At 58.8% G+C, this 21,322-nt stretch carries 18 protein-coding genes; 4 read left to right on the forward strand and 14 right to left on the reverse strand.

What is annotated here, in order from left to right; all coding sequences use genetic code 11:
- The first annotated feature begins 55 nt into the window (after nt 1-55).
- Nucleotides 56-1,009 (forward strand): thioredoxin, encoded by a 954-nt coding sequence (gene trxA / locus ABWQ00_RS08920; protein ID WP_353238317.1) that lies wholly within the window; start codon nt 56-58, stop codon nt 1,007-1,009.
- A gap of 80 nt (nt 1,010-1,089) precedes the next feature.
- Here the strand turns inward: trxA and ABWQ00_RS08925 are convergent, their stop codons facing one another.
- On the reverse strand, nt 1,090-1,611 hold the full coding sequence (locus ABWQ00_RS08925; RefSeq protein ID WP_353238318.1) for an Mpo1 family 2-hydroxy fatty acid dioxygenase: 522 nt from the start codon (nt 1,609-1,611) through the stop codon (nt 1,090-1,092).
- A gap of 154 nt (nt 1,612-1,765) precedes the next feature.
- On the opposite strand from ABWQ00_RS08925, the gene ABWQ00_RS08930 reads away from it, so the two are divergent.
- The gene (locus ABWQ00_RS08930; protein ID WP_353238319.1) at nt 1,766-2,131 is read left to right on the forward strand and encodes a hypothetical protein; all 366 of its coding nucleotides are present in this window, start codon (nt 1,766-1,768) and stop codon (nt 2,129-2,131) included.
- Nucleotides 2,132-2,198: 67 nt separating this feature from the next.
- Here the strand turns inward: ABWQ00_RS08930 and ABWQ00_RS08935 are convergent, their stop codons facing one another.
- The 7 genes from ABWQ00_RS08935 to pyk form a co-directional block, all read right to left on the reverse strand.
- Nucleotides 2,199-3,113, reverse strand: a complete 915-nt coding sequence (locus ABWQ00_RS08935) for a phosphoribosylaminoimidazolesuccinocarboxamide synthase (protein ID WP_353238320.1) — start codon at nt 3,111-3,113, stop codon at nt 2,199-2,201.
- Nucleotides 3,110-4,864: an SWIM zinc finger family protein gene (locus ABWQ00_RS08940; protein ID WP_353238321.1), complete on the reverse strand. Its 1,755-nt coding sequence runs from the start codon at nt 4,862-4,864 to the stop codon at nt 3,110-3,112. Before ABWQ00_RS08940 ends, ABWQ00_RS08935 begins: the two co-directional genes overlap by 4 nt.
- 77 nt (nt 4,865-4,941) lie before the next feature.
- The gene (locus ABWQ00_RS08945; RefSeq protein WP_353238322.1) at nt 4,942-7,599 is read right to left on the reverse strand and encodes a site-specific DNA-methyltransferase; all 2,658 of its coding nucleotides are present in this window, start codon (nt 7,597-7,599) and stop codon (nt 4,942-4,944) included.
- Between the two features lie 16 nt (nt 7,600-7,615).
- A complete protein-coding gene (locus ABWQ00_RS08950) occupies nt 7,616-7,960 on the reverse strand; it encodes a type II toxin-antitoxin system PemK/MazF family toxin (RefSeq protein WP_353238323.1) in 345 nt (114 codons plus the stop codon).
- Nucleotides 7,950-11,201 (reverse strand): BPTD_3080 family restriction endonuclease, encoded by a 3,252-nt coding sequence (locus tag ABWQ00_RS08955; protein ID WP_353238324.1) that lies wholly within the window; start codon nt 11,199-11,201, stop codon nt 7,950-7,952. Before ABWQ00_RS08955 ends, ABWQ00_RS08950 begins: the two co-directional genes overlap by 11 nt.
- A gap of 97 nt (nt 11,202-11,298) precedes the next feature.
- Entirely contained in the window at nt 11,299-12,363 is a 1,065-nt protein-coding gene (fba, locus tag ABWQ00_RS08960; RefSeq protein WP_353238325.1) for a class II fructose-bisphosphate aldolase, read from the reverse strand.
- A 151-nt stretch (nt 12,364-12,514) separates the two neighbouring features.
- Nucleotides 12,515-13,948, reverse strand: a complete 1,434-nt coding sequence (pyk, locus tag ABWQ00_RS08965) for a pyruvate kinase (protein ID WP_353238326.1) — start codon at nt 13,946-13,948, stop codon at nt 12,515-12,517.
- A 181-nt stretch (nt 13,949-14,129) separates the two neighbouring features.
- Here pyk and ABWQ00_RS08970 point away from each other — a divergent pair, with 181 nt between their 5' ends.
- Nucleotides 14,130-15,245, forward strand: a complete 1,116-nt coding sequence (locus ABWQ00_RS08970) for a fatty acid desaturase (protein WP_353238327.1) — start codon at nt 14,130-14,132, stop codon at nt 15,243-15,245.
- Between the two features lie 66 nt (nt 15,246-15,311).
- On the opposite strand, the gene ABWQ00_RS08975 is transcribed toward ABWQ00_RS08970, so the two are convergent.
- From ABWQ00_RS08975 to ABWQ00_RS09000, 6 genes are all read right to left on the reverse strand, one after another.
- Entirely contained in the window at nt 15,312-16,505 is a 1,194-nt protein-coding gene (locus ABWQ00_RS08975; protein WP_353238328.1) for a phosphoglycerate kinase, read from the reverse strand.
- Between the two features lie 129 nt (nt 16,506-16,634).
- Nucleotides 16,635-16,970 carry an AzlD domain-containing protein gene (locus ABWQ00_RS08980; RefSeq protein ID WP_353238329.1) on the reverse strand — a complete coding sequence of 112 codons (336 nt, stop codon included), beginning with the start codon at nt 16,968-16,970 and terminating at the stop codon, nt 16,635-16,637.
- Entirely contained in the window at nt 16,967-17,698 is a 732-nt protein-coding gene (locus tag ABWQ00_RS08985) for an AzlC family ABC transporter permease (RefSeq protein ID WP_353238330.1), read from the reverse strand. Before ABWQ00_RS08985 ends, ABWQ00_RS08980 begins: the two co-directional genes overlap by 4 nt.
- A complete protein-coding gene (fmt, locus tag ABWQ00_RS08990) occupies nt 17,698-18,669 on the reverse strand; it encodes a methionyl-tRNA formyltransferase (RefSeq protein ID WP_353238331.1) in 972 nt (323 codons plus the stop codon). Before fmt ends, ABWQ00_RS08985 begins: the two co-directional genes overlap by 1 nt.
- Nucleotides 18,670-18,690: 21 nt before the next feature.
- On the reverse strand, nt 18,691-19,197 hold the full coding sequence (gene def, locus ABWQ00_RS08995) for a peptide deformylase (protein WP_353238332.1): 507 nt from the start codon (nt 19,195-19,197) through the stop codon (nt 18,691-18,693).
- A gap of 11 nt (nt 19,198-19,208) precedes the next feature.
- The gene (locus ABWQ00_RS09000; protein WP_353238333.1) at nt 19,209-20,015 is read right to left on the reverse strand and encodes a glutamine amidotransferase-related protein; all 807 of its coding nucleotides are present in this window, start codon (nt 20,013-20,015) and stop codon (nt 19,209-19,211) included.
- 95 nt (nt 20,016-20,110) lie between these two features.
- Between ABWQ00_RS09000 and dprA the strand changes: the two genes are divergently transcribed.
- Nucleotides 20,111-21,280 carry a DNA-processing protein DprA gene (gene dprA / locus ABWQ00_RS09005; protein WP_353238334.1) on the forward strand — a complete coding sequence of 390 codons (1,170 nt, stop codon included), beginning with the start codon at nt 20,111-20,113 and terminating at the stop codon, nt 21,278-21,280.
- The last annotated feature ends 42 nt before the right edge of the window (nt 21,281-21,322 follow it).

Raw genomic sequence — 21,322 nt, forward strand, 5'->3', positions numbered from 1 at the left:
ATTTTAAGGTTTCGCTCCGCCCGGAGCCGAAACACAACCCGGAACACTGCCCGCCATGATGGACGTCACGATACAAAACTTTGAAGCCGAGGTCATCGAAGCCTCCATGACCACGCCCGTGCTGGTGGACTTTTGGGCCCCATGGTGCGGCCCTTGCAAGTCGCTGGGACCTGTCCTCGAAAAAGTCGAAGCCGCTTACGAAGGCCGCTTCAAGCTGGTCAAGATCGACTCGGACCAAGAGCAGCAACTGGCTCAGGCCTTTGGCATCAAAAGCATCCCCACCTGTGTGTTGCTGAAAAACGGCCAGCCCGTCGATGGTTTCATGGGCGCTTTGCCCGAAGGCCAGGTCAAGCAGTTCCTGGACAAACACCTGCCCGCCGAAGACGAGTTGCAAGCCCAAGCCGCCGCCCAAGAAGCCCAAGAGCACCTGCAAGCCGGTGACGCTGACAGTGCCCGCACTGCACTGGAGCAAGCCCTGGCCACCGACCCCGGTAACGACGACGCGCGTTTTGACCTGGTCAAACTGCTGATTGGCTTGGGCGAGTTGGCCGAAGCCGCCGCCTTGCTGGCCCCCACCATGAGCCGCATCCCGGTGCCGCTGCGCTTTGAGGCGCAAACCCAGTGGCTCAACGCGCTGGAATTTGTGACCACCGATCCCCGTGGTCAGTGGGACCTGGACCAGTTTGACGCCTTGATCGCCCAGAACAAGCGCGATTTTGAAACCCGCTTTGCCAAAAGCCGCCTGCTGATCGCGATCGGCCAATGGGAAGCGGCGATGGACGAATTGCTGGAAATCATCATGCGCGACAAGAAGTGGGACGACGAAGCCCCACGCAAAACCTTTGTTGCCCTGCTGGAGCTGATGACACCGCCCAAGCCCAAAACGCAAGACGCAACCGGCAAGTCAGCCGGCGGCATCGAGCTGATGGGCAAAGCCGCCATGCAAGAAGACCCCCATATGGCCATGATCTCCAGCTACCGGCGCAAGCTGAGCATGGCGCTCAACTGAGTTCGGCTCAGCCCAAAGCCCGGCCCAGCTGCTGCGCTGCAGTCTGGCCGGGCTTTTTCACATCTGCGCCGCCAAGCGTCTCAGCGCGTTGCCCCTGCCTGGCGCTCGATGTCCATGTGCATGCGCTGCAGCAACCCGGCCCACATGAGCACCTCACCCACCACAAACATCGGGCCCACCAACAAGCCCACCAAGTCGTCCACAAAAGCCGGTTTGCGGCCCTCGAAATAGTGGCCGATGAACTGGATGAGCCAGCCGATGAAGAACAAGCCCAAACCCGCTTGCCACACCGCCATTCCCAAGGCTTGTGCCAGAGGTGGTACTTCATGGGCTGCCGCTATCAGCACGCCATTGACCACCGATGTGGCCACGCCCAGCAACAGATCGCCGCGGCTCAGGTACCACAAGCTGGTGAGTGCCCACATGGCCCAGGCCAGCGTCAGCGTGTGACCCGCCACAGACCAGGTCGGGCCCAGCATCAAGACGCCGATGGACAGAAAAATGAGCGGAATGCCCAGCAAATGGGTGGCGATGTTGCGGCGATCACGATGGTAATGGGCGTACTGCACCATCAAAGTGCTCGCAGGGCGAAAAAGTGTCATTCAATCTCCTCGTTCTGGCGATCAAAACGCCCAATGTAATACTTGTTGTTACAGACATTTACCGGTTTCAGACCCTGAGCCGGGCTAAGTCAGCGCTTTTGCAAGCCGTTGCAACCTAGAATTTAACCATCACTTTTGAACTCATTTTCAAACCATGTCACGCGCCGAGCCCCTGATCACCCCTGAAGAGCTGCAATGCCTGCTCGGCGGTGCGCCTGTGCGCTCGAGTTCACCCAAGCGCACGCTGCTGGCGCAACTGCCGTCCCTGCATTGGGGGGCTGCACTTTGGCTGGTCAAAGGCATTTTCCTCTATGCCGTGCTCATGAGCCCCGATGCCGCCAACCTGGTGGCCAGCAGCCGCTACCTGTGGATGCGCGGCAGTCTGGAGCTGGTTTGCCTGGCAGTGTTCTGGGGCGCATCCCTGCACCCACGCGGCCATACACTCGCTTGGGCCAGCTTGCTGGTGGCCAGCACCACCTTGCTGCTCGATGCCATGACGCTGCTGGCGTTCACCAGCTGAATTCCGAATCTCCAAGCAAAAGGCGCTGCCATGCAGCGCCTTTTTGGTACCCAACCTGTCGTGGTGCTCAGGCCATCAACTTATTCATGGCCTCTTCGTATTTGGCAGCCGTGTTCTCGATCACCTCGCGCGGCAGACGCGGAGCAGGCGGGGTCTTGTCCCAGGGCTTGCCGTTGATCTGGGCGCTTTCGAGCCAGTCGCGCAAAAACTGTTTGTCGTAGCTGGGCGGGTTGGCACCCTCTGCATAACTTTCGGCGGGCCAGTAACGCGATGAATCGGGCGTCAACACCTCGTCCATCAGCACCAACGTGCCATCGGCGTCCAAACCAAACTCGAACTTGGTGTCGGCAATGATGATGCCTTTGGCCGCCGCAATATCGCGCGCGGCTTTGTACAGCTGGATGCTGATGTCGCGGATGCGGGTGGCCAGGTCGGTCCCGATCATCTCCACCGTGCGCTCGAAGGTGATGTTTTCGTCGTGCTCACCCACCGCCGCTTTGGCTGCGGGCGTGTAGATGGGCTCGGGCAAGCGACTGGCGTTTTTCAGGCCTGCGGGCAGCTGCACACCGCACACGGCCTGGTTGTCTTGGTACTCTTTCCAGCCGCTACCGGCCAGATAACCGCGCACCACCGCCTCGACCGGGATGGGCTTCAAGCGCTTGACCAGCATGGAGCGGCCTGTGACCTGAGGCACCTCTTCGGCGCTCACCACGCTCTCGGGGGCTTCGCCCGTCAGGTGGATCGGGCAGATGTTCAACCCCTTGGGGCCGAGTTGGTCAAACCAGAACAGGGCCATTTGCGTGAGCAACACCCCTTTGCCGGGAATCGGCTCACCCATGATCACGTCGAAGGCGCTGATGCGGTCCGACGCCACCATCAAGATGCGGTCGTCACCCACCGCGTAGTTGTCGCGCACCTTGCCACGCGCCAGCAGGGGCAAAGAAGTCAGGGCCGAGGTGTGGAGGGCAGAAGAAGCAGTCATGAGATCGGTAGCTCTTTGATGAAGTTACGTTTAGCCTTGTATTGTGAACGCAAGCTGGCCAACCAAAGCGCTCTGTCATCGGCATGCATGCGATCGAGTGCCAAACGCACCAGATTCAAAACCTCCGAATAGGGCGTACTGGCTCGGGGCATGGTGCTTTCAAACAAGCGCAACAACAGGACCCTGGCCTGAACATCTTGCGATTTGGGTAGATTTTTGGCCAGCTCCAACAGCAACCGACCATCGCATTGCACCCCCTGCTGCATGACCAAAGCGAGCGCCGCACGCTGGTCTTTTTCCACCTCCACAAGCCACCGCACACGAACAGACACATCCACGATGGTTCGACCTTGTTGACTGCCTACAACCCGCTCGCTGCGCTGCTCCTGTGACGCTGCCCAATCGAACAGCGATTGCCGATAAGTCGGCACATCGTAGCCTGCTCGCTGAGCCGCTTTGAGAACAGCTTGGTAGTGTTCACTGCTGGGCTGGCGCTCCAGCCATTGACGCCATATGGCCAAAGCCTCCTCGCTGTACCCATCGCGCTCATACGCCCTCAACAGCGCAGCTTCAATGCGCCGATCCGTGGGGTGTTGTTTGTACGCCTTTTTCGACAGCACCATGGCATCGGGCCAACGCTGACGGTCTTCGCACCACTGAACCAGCTCAGCCCATTCTGCTGCGGTGTCGGCCGTGCTGCTCATCACCGAAAAAGTGGATGCATCGTCACCTTGCCGCTTCAAATCCTCCAAATAAGCGCTGCGCTTTTGGTGGCGCTCACGGTCCCAATGGCCTTGCGCTTTGGGGTGCTTCGCATGCCATTCATGCCAATCTTTCTCAACCTGGATGCTGTAGGCCTTTTGTACAGCGGGGCCAGCGACTGCGATCACCTCCGAGCTGGGGCTCAACCCCCAGGGGTCTTGACGGACCAAAACCAACCAGGTTTTGAGCCAACTGGCAGGCGGTGGGTCGGCCAGCAAGCAACGCTTGAGAAGGTCTGTGGTGCGGGGAATCAATTCGCTGAACTCACCGCCCCACGAGTCATCGGCCGTCTCACCCACCTTGTACAAGCGATTGAGCGCGTCTTCGCACAACACCCTGGCCTGCTCTGGCGAATATTCAAAGACGGTTTCAATGATCGGGAAAATTTGCTCCGCACGGCGCAAATAGGGCCCGCAATCTCGCGGGTCCAAATAGCCTTTGGGGTTCTTGAGCAGCTCACGAATGGCCTCTTGCGCAGCGCGGACATCGCCTCGGCCCACCCCGCTCTTGATTGCACTCTGCGCTTGCCAGGCTTTGAGGCGGGCCATCACCTCTTTGTCCCCATCGGCCAGATGCCACAACAAGGCCGCCAGATCCTCGGCCTTTTGCGCAAAAACAAACTGACGCAGGGTTTCGATGTTGTTGGCCCGCGTTTGCGCACGCTGGGCAGCGGCCTGCACCTTCTTGACTGCGGCCGGGTCTGGCACGACGGAGCCACCTCTCAAACTGGCTCGCCACACCAAAGCCAAGGCCACTTGGTGTTTGCAAAACAAACCCTCTTGCCCCTGCGGGCAGTCGCAGTCGCCATTCAAGTCGTCGTCGGGTAACCACCAAATTTCAGTGCGGTAGGCCTCACTACCGTGCACCGTGGCCTGCACGCCCATCAGATGGTCTGGCGTGGGCGGCAAATCCTCCACGTCTTGCACCGCACCCATGGCGGCGTAGGTTTTTCCTCGGGCAAACACCTTATCGCCCGAGAAGTCGCTCAACGTTTCATCGCTGAGGTCTTGAAAGAGTTGATGGGCCTGCGCTTGAACAGTGGCCGACGGATCTCCCGTTCGCTCAGTCACAACACCATCACCTTGGTGCTCTCCTCACCAAACTGGCTGATCACGCGCACCGCCAGCTTGCGGCCCTTGGTGGCAGGCACCGGGTGCGAGACAAAACCGTACAGGCGGTCAAAGGCTTCATCGTCCAGCTCGATCTTGAGGGTTTGTTCGGCGGCTTTTTTGGTTGAGGCCACGGCCAGCGACTGCAAGCCTTTTTTGAATTTGGCGAACTCGTCCTTGTCACCACCGCAAAAGAAAATTTGGCTGGGCATAAAGTTGGAGCCGTCGTACTGGTCGTCGAGCATCCAGTAAGAAATATCGGCCACGCTGCGGCCCTTGACCTCGTCTTTCACCGGGTCGTAAATGTCCAAGCCCTTGATCTCGATCTGTACGCTGCCCGCGGTGCGGATCAAGCCAATGTCGGGCTCGCCAATGGTCACAAAGCTGGCGGCTTTTTTGTCTTTTTTGATCAAACCCTCTTGCATCAAATCGTCGTGCATGCGGGCCTTGGTCACCTCAAAGCTGCCGATCTTGCGCGTCACGCTGCGGTTGTCGATGTCGCTCTCAAAAGCAAATCCCAAAATCACCAGCCAGTCGACATCGGCCCGGCGGCTGCATGCCTTCACTGCCGCGTTGACGGCTGCCTTGCTGACGCTGCCAAATTGCGGGCCGATCACCAAATAGGCCTTGCGTTCGCCCTGGGCCGTGTCGTACCAGCCCTCGGCGTGCAAAGCGCCTTCGGCGTCGTTGATGATGTCCACCCGGCTGAACACCGCGGTTTCGTTGCGGTCGCCGTTTTTGATGCCGGCGGTTTTGAGGTGCTCAAAAATCCGGTCGGTAAAGCGCTGCACGTTGTCCATGTCGGCATTGGCCGCGGTCAGCTGATCAGGTGCCAGGGGCTCAAAGCTTTGCAGCGTCTCGACCGTGAAGGGGCCAGCGACGCGCAACTTTTTCTTGTCCACCTTAGGTAAGTCAAAGAGCGCAACTGCTTCTTCTGGCACATCATTGGCAATAGAACTGATGGATGTTTGCTTGACCTGTTCGTAGACAAAGCCATGACGGATATCACCAGCTGCTGTATCGGCCAATTGGTACCAAGGATAGGTAGCGGTCATGATTCGCGTTTTGGCGATGTTGAGCGCAATCCGGCTTGTATCTGTCGTGATCCACCGGCGGCCCCACTGCTCGGCCACATGCGCCGTGGTGCCGCTGCCGCAGGTGGGGTCCAGTACGAGGTCGCCGGGGTCGGTGGTCATAAGAATGCAACGCTTGATGAGGTCGGCACCTGTTTGAACCACATACACCTTCGGATCAGAACGGCTTTGCACAGTACCACCGACATCTGACCAAATGTTATTCAGTGGTTGGTATGGAAAGTCGTCAAAGTACCGGACGAAACCAAGGCCCACGCCTGTTTTGCATATCCGATTCGCTTTTTTCAGCGCCTCCATCCCATGGGGGTAACGCGCGGTCCAGTGGCGGCCTTTGGGCGGATGATAGACAGTACCTTCGAACTCAAAGGGTGTTGGCTCTTTAGGTGGATCTTGACTGGAAATATCGCCAACTCGAAAAATTCTGGCGTGCGCTGGCAAAGGCAAGACACCTCGTTTTTCATCCAACGTCATGGCTCGACGCGTGCCGTCTGGCAACTCCACTTGATCGTATTTGGACGATTCATCTCGTCGTGGGTCTTCTTTGGCTTTGTACAGGTCTCGGTACTTGAGTTGCTCTTTTGCTTTGGCGTACCACAGCAGGTAGTCACATGCCGAGTTCATGTATTTGGAGGTCAGGCCACTGGTTGTGCTGTAAGTGATCTGACTAACAAAATTCTCACTCCCAAACACCTCGTCCATCAAACACCGAACCAGGTGCACGTTCTCGTCGCTGATCTGCACAAAGCACGAACCTGAATTGCTCAGCAGCTCCTTGGCCACCAGCAGGCGGTCGCGCAGGTAGCTCAGGTAACTGTGGATGCCCAGCTCCCAGGTATCGCGAAAGGCCTTGATCACTTCGGGCTCGCCGCTCAGGTGGTCGTCGGCGCCGTCTTTCACGTTGCGGTCGTTCAGGCGCATTTGCCAGTTGCTGCCGTACTTGATGCCGTAGGGTGGGTCCATGTAGATGCATTGCACCTGACCGGCCATACCCTCGCGCTCCAACAAGCTGGTCATGGTCAGCAGGCTGTCACCCTGGATCAAGCGGTTTTGCCACTTGTCGGGGTGGCGGTAATAGGCCCCCGGCTTGTCCAGCTCGTCCATGGCCAAGGGGTTGCCATGCAACTCGTTGGTGAAGAGTTCGTTTTGCGCGTCGTCTCGGCTTTTGAAGCTGTAGAGCCGGGCAATGATTTTTTCGGGCGCAATGTGTTCATGCCGGTACAGGCTGCGGATGTCCACGTTCAGCGCGCTTTGCTGATCGGACTCGCCATATTTGTGCAGCCAATACAACTCGGGGTCTTGGCCCCGGTGCGTCACGGGGTTCAGGGGCACGGCTTTGATGGTGGGCAGTCCTTGCACGGCGTCGGCCTCCAGGCCTGCTTCTTCGCGGCTGGGGATGAACATGCGTTTGGGGCTGGCCGCGTCTTGGGCGTCAAAGGCGTGCTCGATGGCGGCCACGGGTTTGAGGCTGCCTTTGGCGGTGTCGCCCGCTTGCGATTTGGGGGGTGTTTTTTTGGTGGCCATGTGTAACGGTGATGGGTCAGCAGCAGTTCAGGACAGGGCACAACACACCCAGCGTGTTGCGTACGATGTCGGGTTTGACTTGGCCGATGTTGCGCTTGACGATGCTTGTGTGAAAGGTAAACAGTTTGTCGGCGCGAATGAAACTGTCTTTCTTCAGAGTGCCTGCAACCATATCGGCATTGGACAGCGGCAAACTGCTCTTGTGTCCCGCTTGGCTGGTCACAGCGGCAGCGATGAAATCACCATCACGATCAGGGTGCGTCATGAGCACAGCGGGACGCAGTTTATTGCTGCTCAAATCGGTGTAAGGGAACACTATCATCACCACATCTCCCACGTTGAATGTTGGTTTAGAGGTCATTCCAAATCTCATCTTCTTCGTTGTCCCAAATGCCTTGAAGGCTTCGCATTTGTGCGTTCATAAAAAACTGTCGCTCTGCAGCTGCATCAACTTCGGTGCTGATGCGGGTGATTTCTTCAGTCAGCGTATTTTTGATGCGCTCGATGTCGGTGATTTCGCAAAAGTACCAAGGCAAGCCACCGGCCAAGCCCAGTTGGGCGCGCTGCGCGTTGACGGCGGGCAGCCAGCGCTGGATGGTGAAGTAGCGCTTGAGTTCTTTGTCTTTGGCAAAGCCGGTGATTTCGACGATCAGGTTGTACTGCTCACCTTCAGGGGTTTGCACGCGGCACAAAAAATCAGGGTGGTATTGACGCTCAATGCCTTGTTTGTCCACATACGGTATGGCAAAACCCAAAAAGGCGTTCTTCACGTAGCTTTGCACCTCGGACATTTGCTCAAAGGTCTTGGCGGCAATTTGCTCCCAGCTGTCGGTGTCGGCCACGACAAAGTTCACATGACTTTTCTTAGTCGGGTAAACCGGCTTGGTGGTGGCACCGTGCACATAGGCCGAGCTGGAGCGTGGGTTGTAGTGGTTGAGCAGGGGCAAAATTTGCGGTGCACGCTCGGCTCCAGCGTCCAGGTGTTTTTGCAGGGCTGCCGCTTCAACGCCCAAATACACGGAACGGGCCACGGCCTTGGGGTCTTCCACACGGATCAGGCGCTTGTAGCGCGTGTCGGTTTCCCCCACCAGCTCGATCTTGTGGTCAAACCACTGCTGCGCAATTCGGCGGATGTCGGTGAATTTTTCGAGCTGGGGGCGGCCTTGGTCATCGCGGTAGTAGCGGCTCATGACTTCTTTGGCAATCCAGTACACCACCTCTTGGTCGCGCATGCTGTCTACATCGGTGATCAGCTCTTGTTCTTCAGACGAAAAGGCACTGCCCATGGTGGTTTGGGTCGGGCGCTCGTTGAGGTTGAGTACGTGCAGGGGTGTGCTCGAAAAATCGGCGCGCACGCCTTCTAGATCGTGGCTGATTTTGTAGCCAAGCAGGTTGGGGAACTCGATGGCCAGCTCGGCGCGCTCGGGCATGGCGCGCAGTTGCTGGATGTCTTGCGGGGTAGGCGGGGTGGTTTCACCGCCTTTGAAGAACTTGAAGGGCACGCCGATGATGTGGGCGTATTCGGGCGGAAATTTGCCTGTTTTGGGGTCCAGAAAATACTGCCTGCGCCGCAGGGCACGCCCGGCCACTTGTTCGCACAACAGTTGCGATCCAAAGGCACGCACACCCACGATGTGCGTGACGGTGTTGGCATCCCAGCCCTCGGTGAGCATGCCCACACTGACCACACAGCGGATGTGCTCACCCAGCTTGCCGGGACGCCCCACGGTGTTGACGACTTCTCGCAACAAGTCCCCATCGGTCAGCGCTTCCACCGATTTGTCCGGGTAGCTCAAGCGGTACTCCCGTTTGAAGGCATCGATTTCAGGGGCGAACACCCGTTTGAATTCGTCATTGACCTGGCCTGAATTTTCCAGGGCCTCGGAGTCGATCAGCAAGGTCGGGGGCTTGCGGCGGCGCTGACGGGTATGGGGTTCGTAGTTCGAAAACAAAGGCAACAAGCCTTCCACCGCAAAGGGGTTGCCCTCATCGTCCACGGTTTCATAACCCGCGATGTGTTTGTAAACCTCCTTGGACACGGTCGTGTTGCTGCACACCACAATGAACACGGGCGGCGACGTCAGCAGGTCTTTGCCACGCTCACCGGATTCGCGCAGGCCTTGCTCGTACTTTTCGTAATGCTCATAAAACTGCCGCAGGGCGGTTTTGAGCAAGCCAGGTAACTCAGGCGGGCGCTCCAAGGCTGCGTTGTCTTTGGTGCCTGATTTACCCACACCTTCGGCTTTGTCGCTCTTGCGTTGCCCACGTTGACCCTTCTTGAAGAGTTCGTCTTTGCAGTGGTCGTAAAGATTACGCAGCTTGGGTTCGTCCAACTCTTGCGAGGTGTCATCCACAGGCAAAAACGGAATTTTGACCAAGCCTGCCTCAATGGCTTCGATCAAGCCAAAGTCGCTGACCACCCAGGGGAAATAGGAATACGCTGGCCAGCCAGAGCCAGACAGGTAATAAGGCGTTGCAGACAAGTCATAGACCGCGCCAAGTTGCCAACGTTTGGCCATTTCACGCAAGCCGCTGAACCATACTGCCGCACGCTCGTTTTCGGTGGCGCTGTTGTCCTCTTCGGTGTCTTTGCCTTTGGCTCTGGGCAAGTAACAGTGGTGCGCTTCGTCGTTGATGACGGCCATGCGCCTTCCGGGTTTGAAGTGGCTCAGCACCCGTTTGAGCATTTGCGAGACATCCTCTCGAGCCTGCACTTTTTGACCGTCTGCACCGATTTTGCCGTCCAAGGGGCTTCGCTTGTTGCCACCAATGAGCCGAGGTTCAAACGCATGGAAGTTGGTGATGCTCAGCTTAGCGTTCAATCCGGCCAATAAGCCCGCATAGGCTGCAGGCACCAATTGACGTTCGCGGTAGTAGTCCTGTGCTTCGTTGTCGCTTTGCGCGTGGGTGTCGACTCGCAAAACGTTCAAACGGTCGCGAATGGTTATGCCAGGTGCCACCAAAAGAAAATAGTCCACGTAGCGCGGATCGTTTCGGTATTGGCTGCGGTTCAAATAGTGATACAGGATCAAACAAGCCATGACCACCGTCTTGCCTGTGCCTGTGGCCATTTTGAAGGCGATGCGCGGCAGCACGCTGGCAGGGTCTTCCACGCTTTCATTGGCCAAACGCAGTTGGTCCAGCACATGGGTGCCCACATTGGATTTGTATGCCACCTCATTGAGCCAAATGGCGGTTTCCACCGCCTCTTGCTGCGCAAAGAACAAACGCTTCCAGTCGGGGCGCTCAGGGTTCAAAAACCAAAACTGCAACAAGTCTCTGGTGACGCGACTGGTGACATCGGGGTAACCAGACTGCCGCCACAGTGATACTTGATCGCGCAGCAAATTAACCAAAAGAGTTTGGTAATTGGCCGCATGGTCGTTCAGGTCATAAAGACTGGTTTGGGCTTGCTGCCCCAAAGGCACTTGCGGGGTTTGCGGTGAAAAGATGCGACGCCCTGGTCGAACATCGTTGTAATTGAGTTCACCCTCTACAGTTGTAGCGTAGTGATGGCGGGGGGCATCGTAGGGGCTGTTGAGGATGGGCGAGTCAGCTGCCACTTGTTCCTTTTTCCCGGGTTTGTCGATCTTTTTGACCATGGCTCAATGCAGTGTTCACCGGAAAATTGAATGACCGTGTATTAAAACAAAAAACCGCCATCAAAGGCGGTTTTCAGTGGAATAGACTCGAAGAACTTCAGTTCACCACTTGCGCCAATTCACCCCGGGCATAACGGGCGGCCACCACCTGCAGGTTGTCGCCCTTGATCTTGGGCGCTTGGCCTTCGCAACCGAACTCCAGGTAGCGCTGCTTGCAGATTTGTTTGGCCGCTTCGCGGGCGGGCTTGAGCCATTCGCGGGCGTCGAACTTGTCAGGGTTTTCAAACAAAAATTTGCGCACCGCCGCTGTCATGGCCAGGCGGATGTCCGTGTCGATGTTGATCTTGCGTACGCCGTGCTGAATGGCTTCCTGGATTTCTTCGACCGGCACGCCGTAAGTTTCTTTCATCTTGCCGCCGTACTGGTTGATCATGGCCAGCAGCTCTTGCGGCACGCTGGACGAGCCGTGCATCACCAAATGGGTGTTGGGAATGCGCTGGTGGATTTCCTTGACGCGGCTGATGGCCAAAATATCGCCCGTGGGCTTGCGGCTGAACTTGTAAGCGCCGTGGCTGGTGCCAATCGCAATGGCCAGTGCGTCCAGGCCCGTGGCTTTGACGAACTGGGCGGCTTCTTCGGGGTCGGTCAGCATTTGGCTGTGGTCCAGCTTGCCTTCGGCGCCAATGCCGTCTTCTTCACCGGCTTCGCCGGTTTCCAAGTTGCCAAGGCACCCCAATTCACCTTCCACCGAGACGCCCAACTTGTGGGCCATGTCCACCACCCGGCGTGTCACGTCGACGTTGTAAGCAAAGTCGGCCGGGGTCTTGCCGTCTTCGAGCAAGGAGCCGTCCATCATCACCGACGAGAAACCCAGGTTGATCGCGCCTTGGCAGATGGCAGGGCTTTGGCCGTGGTCCTGGTGCATGACCAGCGGTATGTGTGGCCATTGCTCGGTGGCTGCCTGGATCAGGTGCTTGATGAACGGCTCACCCGCATATTTACGGGCACCTGCGCTGGCCTGGAGGATGACCGGGGCACCGACTTCGTCGGCCGCCGTCATGACGGCTTGGACTTGCTCGAGGTTGTTGACGTTGAAAGCTGGAATGCCGTAACCGTTGACGGCTGCGTGATCCAGCAGCTCGCGCATAGAAACGAGTGCCATGGTGGTGATGTCCCGGGAAGTTTGAAAATATGAATGCACCGGGAGGTCGCCCGGCCAAAGATCGACCCAGATTTTATAGGTTTCAGTTCGTCACGGTCCTGTACCACCTCCTGAATCGGGTGGCAGGTTCCAACATAAGCATGCGTCTTTCTCAGACCACTTTGCAAATTTTCAGCATATTGGTGCCACCGGGCGAACCCATGGGCTCGCCGCAGGTGATGGCGTACACATCGCCTGAACTCACAATACCGCGGTTTTTCAGGTGGTTTTCAGCCTCGACCAAAGCCGTGTCGCGGTCAGCACTGGTGTCCATCAACAATGGGCGCACGTTGCGAAACAAAGCCATCTTGCGCTGAGAGGACAGCTTGGTGGTCAACGCATAGATCGGAATGTGGACACGGCGACGGCTCATCCACAGGGCTGTGGATCCCGATTCGGTCATGGCCACAATGGCTTTGGCACCCAAATGGCTGGCTGTAAACAAAGCCCCCATGGCAATCGACTGGTCGATGCGGCTGAAGGTCTGACCTTTGAAGTCGGCATCGATTTCCACGTCTTCAGCACCCTCAGCGGCCAAACAAATCTTGGCCATCTCTTCTACCGTCTCCAGCGGGTATTTGCCTGCAGCCGTCTCCGCACTGAGCATGACCGCATCGGTGCCGTCCAGCACGGCATTGGCCACGTCCGAGACCTCGGCGCGGGTGGGCACCGGGTTGGTGATCATGCTTTCCATCATCTGGGTGGCTGTGATGACGACCTTGTCGTGCACTTTGGCCAGCTTGATCATGCGTTTTTGCAGAGCGGGCACGGCGGCGTTACCGACTTCGACAGCCAAATCACCCCGAGCCACCATGATGCCGTCGCTGGCGATCAGGATGCTCTCAAGGTGTGGAATGGCCTCAGCGCGCTCGATCTTGGCAATCAGGCCTGGCTTATGACCGAACTCGGCACCCGCCACATTGCACAGTTGGCGGGCCATTTCCATGTCGGTGGCATTTTTCGGAAAGCTCACCGCCACATAGTCTGCACGCAGGCTCATGGCGGTTTTGATGTCTTCCATGTCCTTGGCGGTCAAGGCGGGTGCCGTGAGGCCGCCGCCTTGCTTGTTGATGCCTTTGTTGTTGGACAACTCGCCACCCAGCTTGACGGTGGTGTGCACTTGCTCACCTTTGACGGACACCACATTGAGCACAATCAGACCATCGTTGAGGAGCAGGACGTCACCGGCTTTCACATCGCGAGGCAATTCCTTGTAATCGAGACCCACACCTTGCAAATCACCGGGTTCGGCGCGTGAGGCATCCAGCACAAAAGCAGCACCAGACTCCAGCATCACTTTGCCTTCTGCAAACTTGCCCACGCGGATCTTGGGACCCTGCAGATCGGCCATGATCGCCACCTCCCGGCCCGCACGTTGCGAAGCCTCGCGCACCAAGCGCGCACGGTCCACGTGGTCTTGTGCCTTGCCATGGCTGAAATTGAGGCGAACCACATTCACGCCAGCCCGAATCATGGCCTCAAGCAGCGCAGGGTCACTGGAAGCAGGGCCTAAAGTGGCAACAATCTTGGTGGCGCGACGGGACATTCAGCGATCTCCATTTGTAAGTTTTCAATTCTCACACGAAAAAGTGATCACTCTGACACTTTCGTAGGTTTGCGCGACTGCGGCAGCTTACCCCCAAGCAAAGCCCTTGAATTGATCTCAGTCAGGCCACTGAAACAGCTTGCCACTAAACTCCATGTCGACCGATTTACTTTTGAGCGTCATGACTGCCTTACACACCCCGCCCGTCGATCAACCCATTGCCCTGGACCAAGCCTTGCCTCACCGTAAGACTTTACGCGAGTGGCTGGTCCCTTTGTCACAGCGCAGCACCATGCGAGCCTTGGTGCTGCTGGCCTTTGACTACGCCTTGTTTTTTGCATTGATCGCCGCCACTGTGGCTTTCGAGGCCATCTGGCTCAAATTGCTGTGTGGCGCCATTGCAGGCTTCGTGATTGGCCGCCTGTTTGTGATCGGCCACGATGCCTGCCACCAAAGCCTCACCCCCCACCGCGAACTGAACAAGGTGCTGGGCCGCATCGCGTTCTTGCCTTCCCTGACCCCCTACAGCCTGTGGGACACCGGCCACAACGTGGTGCACCACGGCTACACCAATCTCAAAGGCGTGGACTTTGTCTGGACACCTTTGACGGCCGAAGAATTTGCCGCGCTGAGCCCTGTGGAGCGCTTGCTTCAACGCGCCTACCGCAGCGGCTGGGCGCCCGGTCTTTATTACATGATCGAAATTTGGTGGAAGCGCGAACTCTTCCCGAACAAAACCCACATGCCTACCCGCCGCCCCATCTTCTTCAAAGACAGCCTGCTGGTGAGTCTGTTTGGTGTTTTTTGGCTGGCAACCGTCGCCGCAGCCGCGGCTTATACGGGTCAGTCGGTTTGGTTGTCCTTGCTGATGGGTGTTTTGATCCCCTTCTTTTGCTGGAACACCATGATCGGATTCGTGGTCTACGTGCACCATACCCATGTGAAGGTCTCTTGGCATGACAACAAGGCAGCTTGGACCAAAGCGGCACCCTTTGTTTCAACCACCGTCCACCTGACTTTTCCGTTCAACATCGGCGGCATGATGCACCACATCATGGAACACACGGCCCACCATGTGGACATGAGCATCCCGCTGTACCGATTGAAGCAGGCGCAAGCCAAACTCGAAGAAATGCTGCCGGGCCGCATCATCGTCCAAGCCTTCAGCTGGAAGTGGTACTTTGAAACCGCCAAAAACTGCAAGATGTACGACTTTGGCCGTGAATGCTGGACCGACTTTCAGGGCAACATGACGAGTCCGGTCCGTGGCAATCTGCCCCCTGCCGCACAAGCCTGATCGGGACTTGGCCCGAAACCACAAAAAAACCCCGCCATGCGGGGTTTTTTTGTGGGTGGGAATGCGTCAACCGGCAGCGCGCTTGGCCAGGATCTCGAAGGCGGGCAAGGTCTTGCCCTCCAAAATTTCAAGAAATGCACCGCCGCCCGTAGAGATGTAACCCACTTGCTTTTCGATGCCGTACTTGGCAATTGCGGCCAAGGTGTCGCCCCCGCCTGCGATGCTGAATGCCTTGGACTCGGCAATCGCGTGCGCAATCACCTGGGTGCCATGTTCAAAAGCCGCAAACTCAAAAACGCCCACGGGCCCATTCCACACGATGGTGCCTGCCTGTTTGAGTTGCTGAGCCAGCTTGGCGGCGGTCTCAGGGCCAATGTCCAAAATCAAATCGTCATCGGCAACTTCGGTGGCTTTCTTCACCGTCGCCAGCGCGTCGGCGGCAAAGGTTTTGGCGGTCACCACATCGGTGGGGATCGGCACTTCTGCGCCACGCGCCTTCATGGCGTCGATCACGGCTTTGGCCTCGTCCACCAAGTCGGCTTCGGCCAGGCTCTTGCCGATCTTCAGGCCCGCCGCCAGCATGAAGGTGTTGGCGATACCGCCACCCACGATCAACTGGTCCACGTTTTGCGACAGACTCTTCAAAATGGTCAGTTTCGTGCTGACCTTGGAGCCCGCCACGATGGCCACCAAGGGCCTTTGCGGGGCCTCCAGGGCTTGGCCAATCGCGTCAATTTCTGCGGCCAACAAGGGGCCTGCACAGGCAATGGGCGCGAACTGGGCGATGCCATAGGTCGTGCCCTCAGCGCGGTGCGCGGTGCCAAAGGCATCGTTCACGTAGATGTCGCACAAGGCGGCCATTTTGCGAGCCAGCGCCTCGTTGTTTTTCTTCTCACCCTTGTTGACGCGACAGTTTTCCAGCAAGACGACCTGACCGGGTTCGACCTTCACGCCATCAACCCAGTTGGACAACAGCGGCACATCACGGCCCAGCAACTCGCCCAGACGTTGGGCCACTGGGGCCAAAGAATCTTCGGCTCTGAAGGCCCCCTCGATCGGGCGACCCAAATGCGAGGTGACCATCACCGCCGCGCCCGCCTCCAAGGCCATCTGAATGCAAGGAACGCTGGCACGAATGCGCGTGTCTTCGGTGATGCTGCCGTCATGGGCTTGCGGCACATTCAGATCGGCGCGAATGAACACACGTTGTCCAGCCACTTGACCTCTGGCGCACAGATCTGAAAAACGAATGACATTCATGGGAAAACTTGACCTCTACCTGTTAATTCGGGAGACATTTTAAAAGCAGCGCCTGACAAGGACTGACAGCGCCGCCGCCAGCGGCAATCGCAGACATCCAAAAGCATGTGCAAAGCATTTGATGGCGGCCTACCAGCCAAGGCCCAAACGCAATGGCAGGTACACCGCCATGCCTGCGAGGATGGTGATCAGCACATCACGCCGCCAAAAGTAAGCAGCCACACCCACCACAGCCGCGTACAACCGGGCATCTTGCCAAGTACTGACCAACTCACCTTGGACGGTGATGACTTCGGGAATGACCACCGCCGAGAGCGCTGCAATCGGGGCGTACTGCAAACCGCGTTGCGCCCAGTTGGGCAATTGCCAAGACTGGCTGGAGATGAAAAAGAAACTTCGAGCCACCACCGTCACCACGGCCAAACCCACGATGACAGCCAAGGTCCACAGGTCGGTTTCGTTCATGCCGCCGCCTTGGGTGTTGGTCGGATTTTTTCGACCGTCAAGCACAGGATCACCGCCACGGCGATCGCCACCACGATGTTGAGTTTCAAAGGCAAGTGGTAGGCCACCACCGCCGCTACACCTGCCACCGCCGCTGACAAAATGCGCATGCGCGAACTGGCCAGCGAACATTGGATGCCCAGCAGACACAAAATACCCGCAAAGCCCAAGCCCCATTCGGGTGGGATCAGGTTGGCCAAGCCAACACCCAACAGGCTGGCCACGATCCAACTGCTCCAGTTCAAAAAGTAGTTGCCCGCCAAATAAGCCTCTTGCGCTGTGCGCTCGGCGTCGGTGTCACCGGGCTGCGCGTAGCGCCGGGTGAACAACACATAGCTGATGTCAGCGGTGAAGTAGCCGTGGCACATGCGCTGCCAGCGCGGCAAGTGCATGAGATAAGGCCGCAAATGCAGGCTGAACACCACAAAACGCAGGTTCACGCAAAAACCGGTGGCCAAAATCACCCAAGCCGGAGCGCCTGCGACCAACAGCGGAATGGCCGCCAGCTGCGAGCTGCCCGCAAACACCAGCAGGGTCATGGCCACCGCCTCGAACACACTCATGCCCGACTTGACCATGGCCACACCCGTCATCAGGCCCCAAGCGGCCACGCCCGGTGCTTGCGGGGCCAGGTCGCGCAGGCCTTGCCAAAACTCGGCATGCCGGTAAAGCGTGGGCCGAAAAAACATCAGGCCACCAGCCGTTGACCGGGCTGCAAGGGGCAGCCGCGCAAAAAGTCGGCTGCCGTCAAGCGTTTGCCACCAGGGCGCTGCAATTGCGTCAGGCACAGCAGGCCCTCACCACAGGCCACGCGCACGCCCGTCGCATCGGCGCTGATCACGGTGCCCGGCGCGGTGGCTTGAGCATCGTGTGCCGCAGGTTCGACCGCCGCTTGCCAGATCTTCAAGCTTTCCACACCCGTGGCGGTGGCCAGCGGCGCGGTCATGCCCGGAAAGGGGTCAAAGGCCCGAATACGCCGCGCCAGCACTTCCGCGCTCAAGGCCCAGTCCAGTGCGGCCTCGGCTTTGTCGATCTTGTGCGCGTAGGTCACGCCTTCGGCGGGCTGGGGCTGGTGCGGCAAGGCATCGAGTTTGGCCAGCGCCTGCACGATGGCCTGTCCGCCCAGCTCGGCCAAGCGGTCGTGCAGAACGGCGGTGGTGTCACTGGGCGCAATGGCGCAGGGCAAGACCAGCAACATGTCGCCGGTGTCCAAGCCTGCGTCCATCTGCATGATGGTGATGCCGGTTTGCGCATCGCCCGCCTCGATGGCGCGGTGGATCGGCGCTGCCCCGCGCCAGCGTGGCAACAAAGAAGCGTGGATGTTGAGGCACCCTTTGGGCGGCAAGTCCAGCACCCATTGCGGCAGGATCAGGCCGTAAGCGGCCACGATCATGGCGTCGGCATTTGCGTCCATGAGGGTCTGGCGGGCAGCGGCTGCGTCTTCGGGGTATTTGCCGTCGAGTCGCAAACTGCGCGGCTGGGCCACTGGGACCGCATGGTCCAAAGCCCACTGCTTGACGGGCGACGCCTGGAGTTTCATGCCACGACCAGCAGGGCGGTCGGGTTGGGTCAGGACCAACACCACGTCATGGCCAGCGGCGTGCAGGGCCGCCAGGGCCACCTGGGCAAATTCGGGCGTGCCCGCAAAAATCAGACGCATGGGGGAGATTTCAAAAGCGCTTCAGCGCTCAGCTTTTTGGGCTTTGACCAGTTTGGTCTTGATGCGGCCTTGTTTGAGAGGGGACAGGTATTCGACAAATACCTTGCCCATCAGGTGGTCCATCTCATGCTGGATGCAAATGGCCAACATGCCCTCGGCCTCGATGCTGCGACTTTGGCCATCGCGGTCCAACGCAGTGACCTTCACTTTGGTCGCGCGCTCCACACCGTCGTAGATGCCGGGCACCGACAAACAACCCTCTTCGCCCTTGACCCGCTCATCGCCCATCCAGTTGATTTCGGGGTTGATCAGCACCATGGGCTGGTTGCGCTCTTCTGAGGTGTCGATCACCACCAAGCGCTCGTGCACATCGATTTGCGTGGCCGCCAGGCCAATGCCACCGGCCTCGTACATGGTTTCGACCATGTCATCGATCAGGGCGTGGATGCGGGCGTCCACCGCTTGCACAGGCTTGGCCACTTTGTGCAGGCGAGGGTCGGGGTAGCAAAGGATGGGAAGCAGGGCCATGGTTCTCAAACTCAAATGGAATGCGGGTATTTTCTGTCATTTCGGCCCGAAGCTTGCGCGGCTTGGCCCGAGAGACCGTATTGCACAAAACGGATCATGAACCGTGCCAAGGCCAAGCCATCGTGGGGCTCAGCCAAACTGCCCATGCTTTGCTCGTAAAGCGGCTCCCCCATCAAGGCCCTGCGCTTGCTCAACAAAAAGGCCGACACCTCGGGCGTGAACTCCGGATGGGGCTGAATGCAAAACACCTGGTCACCCAGCGCATAGGCTGCCACCGGACAATCGGGCTGTGTCGCCAACAAGGACGCGCCATGCGGCAAAGCCAACACCTGGTCCTGGTGGCTGGCCAGCAAGGCCATGCGGACGGCCTGGCCTGGCGCCAGCCCCAAGTGCTCGGACTGACCCAGCCAGTCATAGGCCTGCCGTCCGACCCGCCACCCTCGGGGTGCCCGCTGCACGGGCGCACCCAAACAATGCGCGATCAACTGGTGGCCAAAGCAAACCCCCAGCAACTTGTGTTGGTCCTGCAGCAAACGCGTGACGCACTCACGCAAGGCCACCACCCACGGCTCATCCGAAAAAGAATCGGCCCGGCTGCCGGTCAAGAGCACCGCGTCGTAGCCCTCAAAAGTGGCCGGGTATTCCCCGTGCCGGGCACTGAAGGTGTCGATCCGCCCCTCGTAACCCACCTGTGCAAAAAGCCGCTCAAACATCGTCGCCACCCGCGTGTATTGCGGCACCAAGGGGGGATCCAAGTCGTCGTTTTCGAGGATGCACAGGTGCATGTGCGCGGTTGGCTCTTGAATGAAGAACGTCATGGGGTGATTTTATGGACTTGGCGTCTTCTTGGCTTTCAACCACAATGCCAAGCAACAAGCCATCGACAGCCATCAAGGCTGCACAGGGAGACCGCATGACACACACACCCCACGAATTGGGCGCTTGGTTGCGCCTGAGCCTCACACCCGGCGTTGGCCCCGAAAGCGCCCGGCGACTGCTCGCGGCCTTTGGCGAGCCCCAAGCCATTTTTGCGCAAACCGAAACCGCCTTGAGCCAAGTGGTCAGTGCCAACCAAGCACGCGCGCTGGGCTCTGAGCCCGATGGCTGCGCCGCCCTCACGCAAGAGACCTTGGACTGGCTGCAAGCCCATGCCCCGATGGGTTGCTGCGTGCTCACCCTCGGGGACAGTGATTACCCAGCCCCCTTGCTGGACATTCCCGACCCACCGCTGATGCTCTACGCCATGGGGCAAACAGCGCACTTGGCGACACAGCAAGCCGAACAAGCCTTGGCCATCGTGGGCAGCCGCAACCCCACACCCCAAGGCGCAGACAATGCGCGTGAATTTGCCCGCAGTCTGGCGGCCAATGGGCTCACGATCGTCTCAGGCCTGGCCCTGGGTGTGGACGGTGCGGCGCATGAAGGCGCCTTGCTGGGCCACGCCGGAAAAGGCCTGGCCACCATCGCCATCGTGGGCACCGGACTGGACCGGGTGTATCCACGCCAGCACCGCGACTTGGCGCACCGAATCACCCAAAACGGTTTGATCCTGAGCGAGTACCCGCTGGGCACACCGCCCTTGGCCCCCAACTTCCCGCGCCGCAACCGCCTGATCTCAGGCCTGTCGCAGGCCACGCTGGTGGTCGAAGCCGCCTTGCAATCGGGCTCCCTCATCACCGCCAAGCAAGCCCTTGAACAAGGCCGTGATGTGATGGCCATTCCCGGCTCGATCCACGCCACCCAATCCAAGGGCTGTCACGCGCTCATCAAACAGGGGGCCAAACTGGTGGAGTCGGCGCAGGATGTGCTCGAAGAACTGCGCATGCCTTCCGCGATGACGCAACAGGCGCTGGACCTGTCGACCGACACGAATGCAGACAGCAAGCCGCCAACAGGCCAAGAGGACGATCCAGAGCGGGCCTTGCTGCGCGCCCTGGGGCACGACCCTGTGGGCTTGGACGCCCTGCAAGCGCGCTGCGGTTGGCCCACAGCACAACTCCAGGCCCAACTGCTGGAGCTGGAGCTGATGGGGCAAGTGAGTCGTTTGCCGGGCGGGCTGTTCCAGCGCATCGGTTCAGCTTAGGCCAACGCCAAAGCGGTGGCCTACAACCAAGTGTCAACCTCA

The organism is Limnohabitans sp., assembly GCF_040400975.1.
Classification (GTDB): domain Bacteria; phylum Pseudomonadota; class Gammaproteobacteria; order Burkholderiales; family Burkholderiaceae_C; genus Limnohabitans_A.

Bases quoted from the DNA above. Each gene is read 5' to 3' on its own strand.
- ABWQ00_RS08950 (WP_353238323.1), bottom strand. From the start codon at position 7,960: ATGACCTCTAAACCAACATTCAACGTGGGAGATGTGGTGATGATAGTG.
- ABWQ00_RS08970 (WP_353238327.1), top strand. From the start codon at position 14,130: ATGACTGCCTTACACACCCCGCCCGTCGATCAACCCATTGCCCTGGAC.
- def (WP_353238332.1), bottom strand. From the start codon at position 19,197: ATGGCCCTGCTTCCCATCCTTTGCTACCCCGACCCTCGCCTGCACAAA.
- ABWQ00_RS08985 (WP_353238330.1), bottom strand. From the start codon at position 17,698: ATGTTTTTTCGGCCCACGCTTTACCGGCATGCCGAGTTTTGGCAAGGC.
- ABWQ00_RS08955 (WP_353238324.1), bottom strand. From the start codon at position 11,201: ATGGTCAAAAAGATCGACAAACCCGGGAAAAAGGAACAAGTGGCAGCT.
- ABWQ00_RS08980 (WP_353238329.1), bottom strand. From the start codon at position 16,970: ATGAACGAAACCGACCTGTGGACCTTGGCTGTCATCGTGGGTTTGGCC.
- pyk (WP_353238326.1), bottom strand. From the start codon at position 13,948: ATGTCCCGTCGCGCCACCAAGATTGTTGCCACTTTAGGCCCTGCTTCC.
- ABWQ00_RS08930 (WP_353238319.1), top strand. From the start codon at position 1,766: ATGTCACGCGCCGAGCCCCTGATCACCCCTGAAGAGCTGCAATGCCTG.
- ABWQ00_RS08975 (WP_353238328.1), bottom strand. From the start codon at position 16,505: ATGAATGTCATTCGTTTTTCAGATCTGTGCGCCAGAGGTCAAGTGGCT.
- ABWQ00_RS09000 (WP_353238333.1), bottom strand. From the start codon at position 20,015: ATGACGTTCTTCATTCAAGAGCCAACCGCGCACATGCACCTGTGCATC.
- fmt (WP_353238331.1), bottom strand. From the start codon at position 18,669: ATGCGTCTGATTTTTGCGGGCACGCCCGAATTTGCCCAGGTGGCCCTG.
- ABWQ00_RS08945 (WP_353238322.1), bottom strand. From the start codon at position 7,599: ATGGCCACCAAAAAAACACCCCCCAAATCGCAAGCGGGCGACACCGCC.
- ABWQ00_RS08925 (WP_353238318.1), bottom strand. From the start codon at position 1,611: ATGACACTTTTTCGCCCTGCGAGCACTTTGATGGTGCAGTACGCCCAT.
- fba (WP_353238325.1), bottom strand. From the start codon at position 12,363: ATGGCACTCGTTTCTATGCGCGAGCTGCTGGATCACGCAGCCGTCAAC.
- ABWQ00_RS08935 (WP_353238320.1), bottom strand. From the start codon at position 3,113: ATGACTGCTTCTTCTGCCCTCCACACCTCGGCCCTGACTTCTTTGCCC.
- trxA (WP_353238317.1), top strand. From the start codon at position 56: ATGATGGACGTCACGATACAAAACTTTGAAGCCGAGGTCATCGAAGCC.
- dprA (WP_353238334.1), top strand. From the start codon at position 20,111: ATGACACACACACCCCACGAATTGGGCGCTTGGTTGCGCCTGAGCCTC.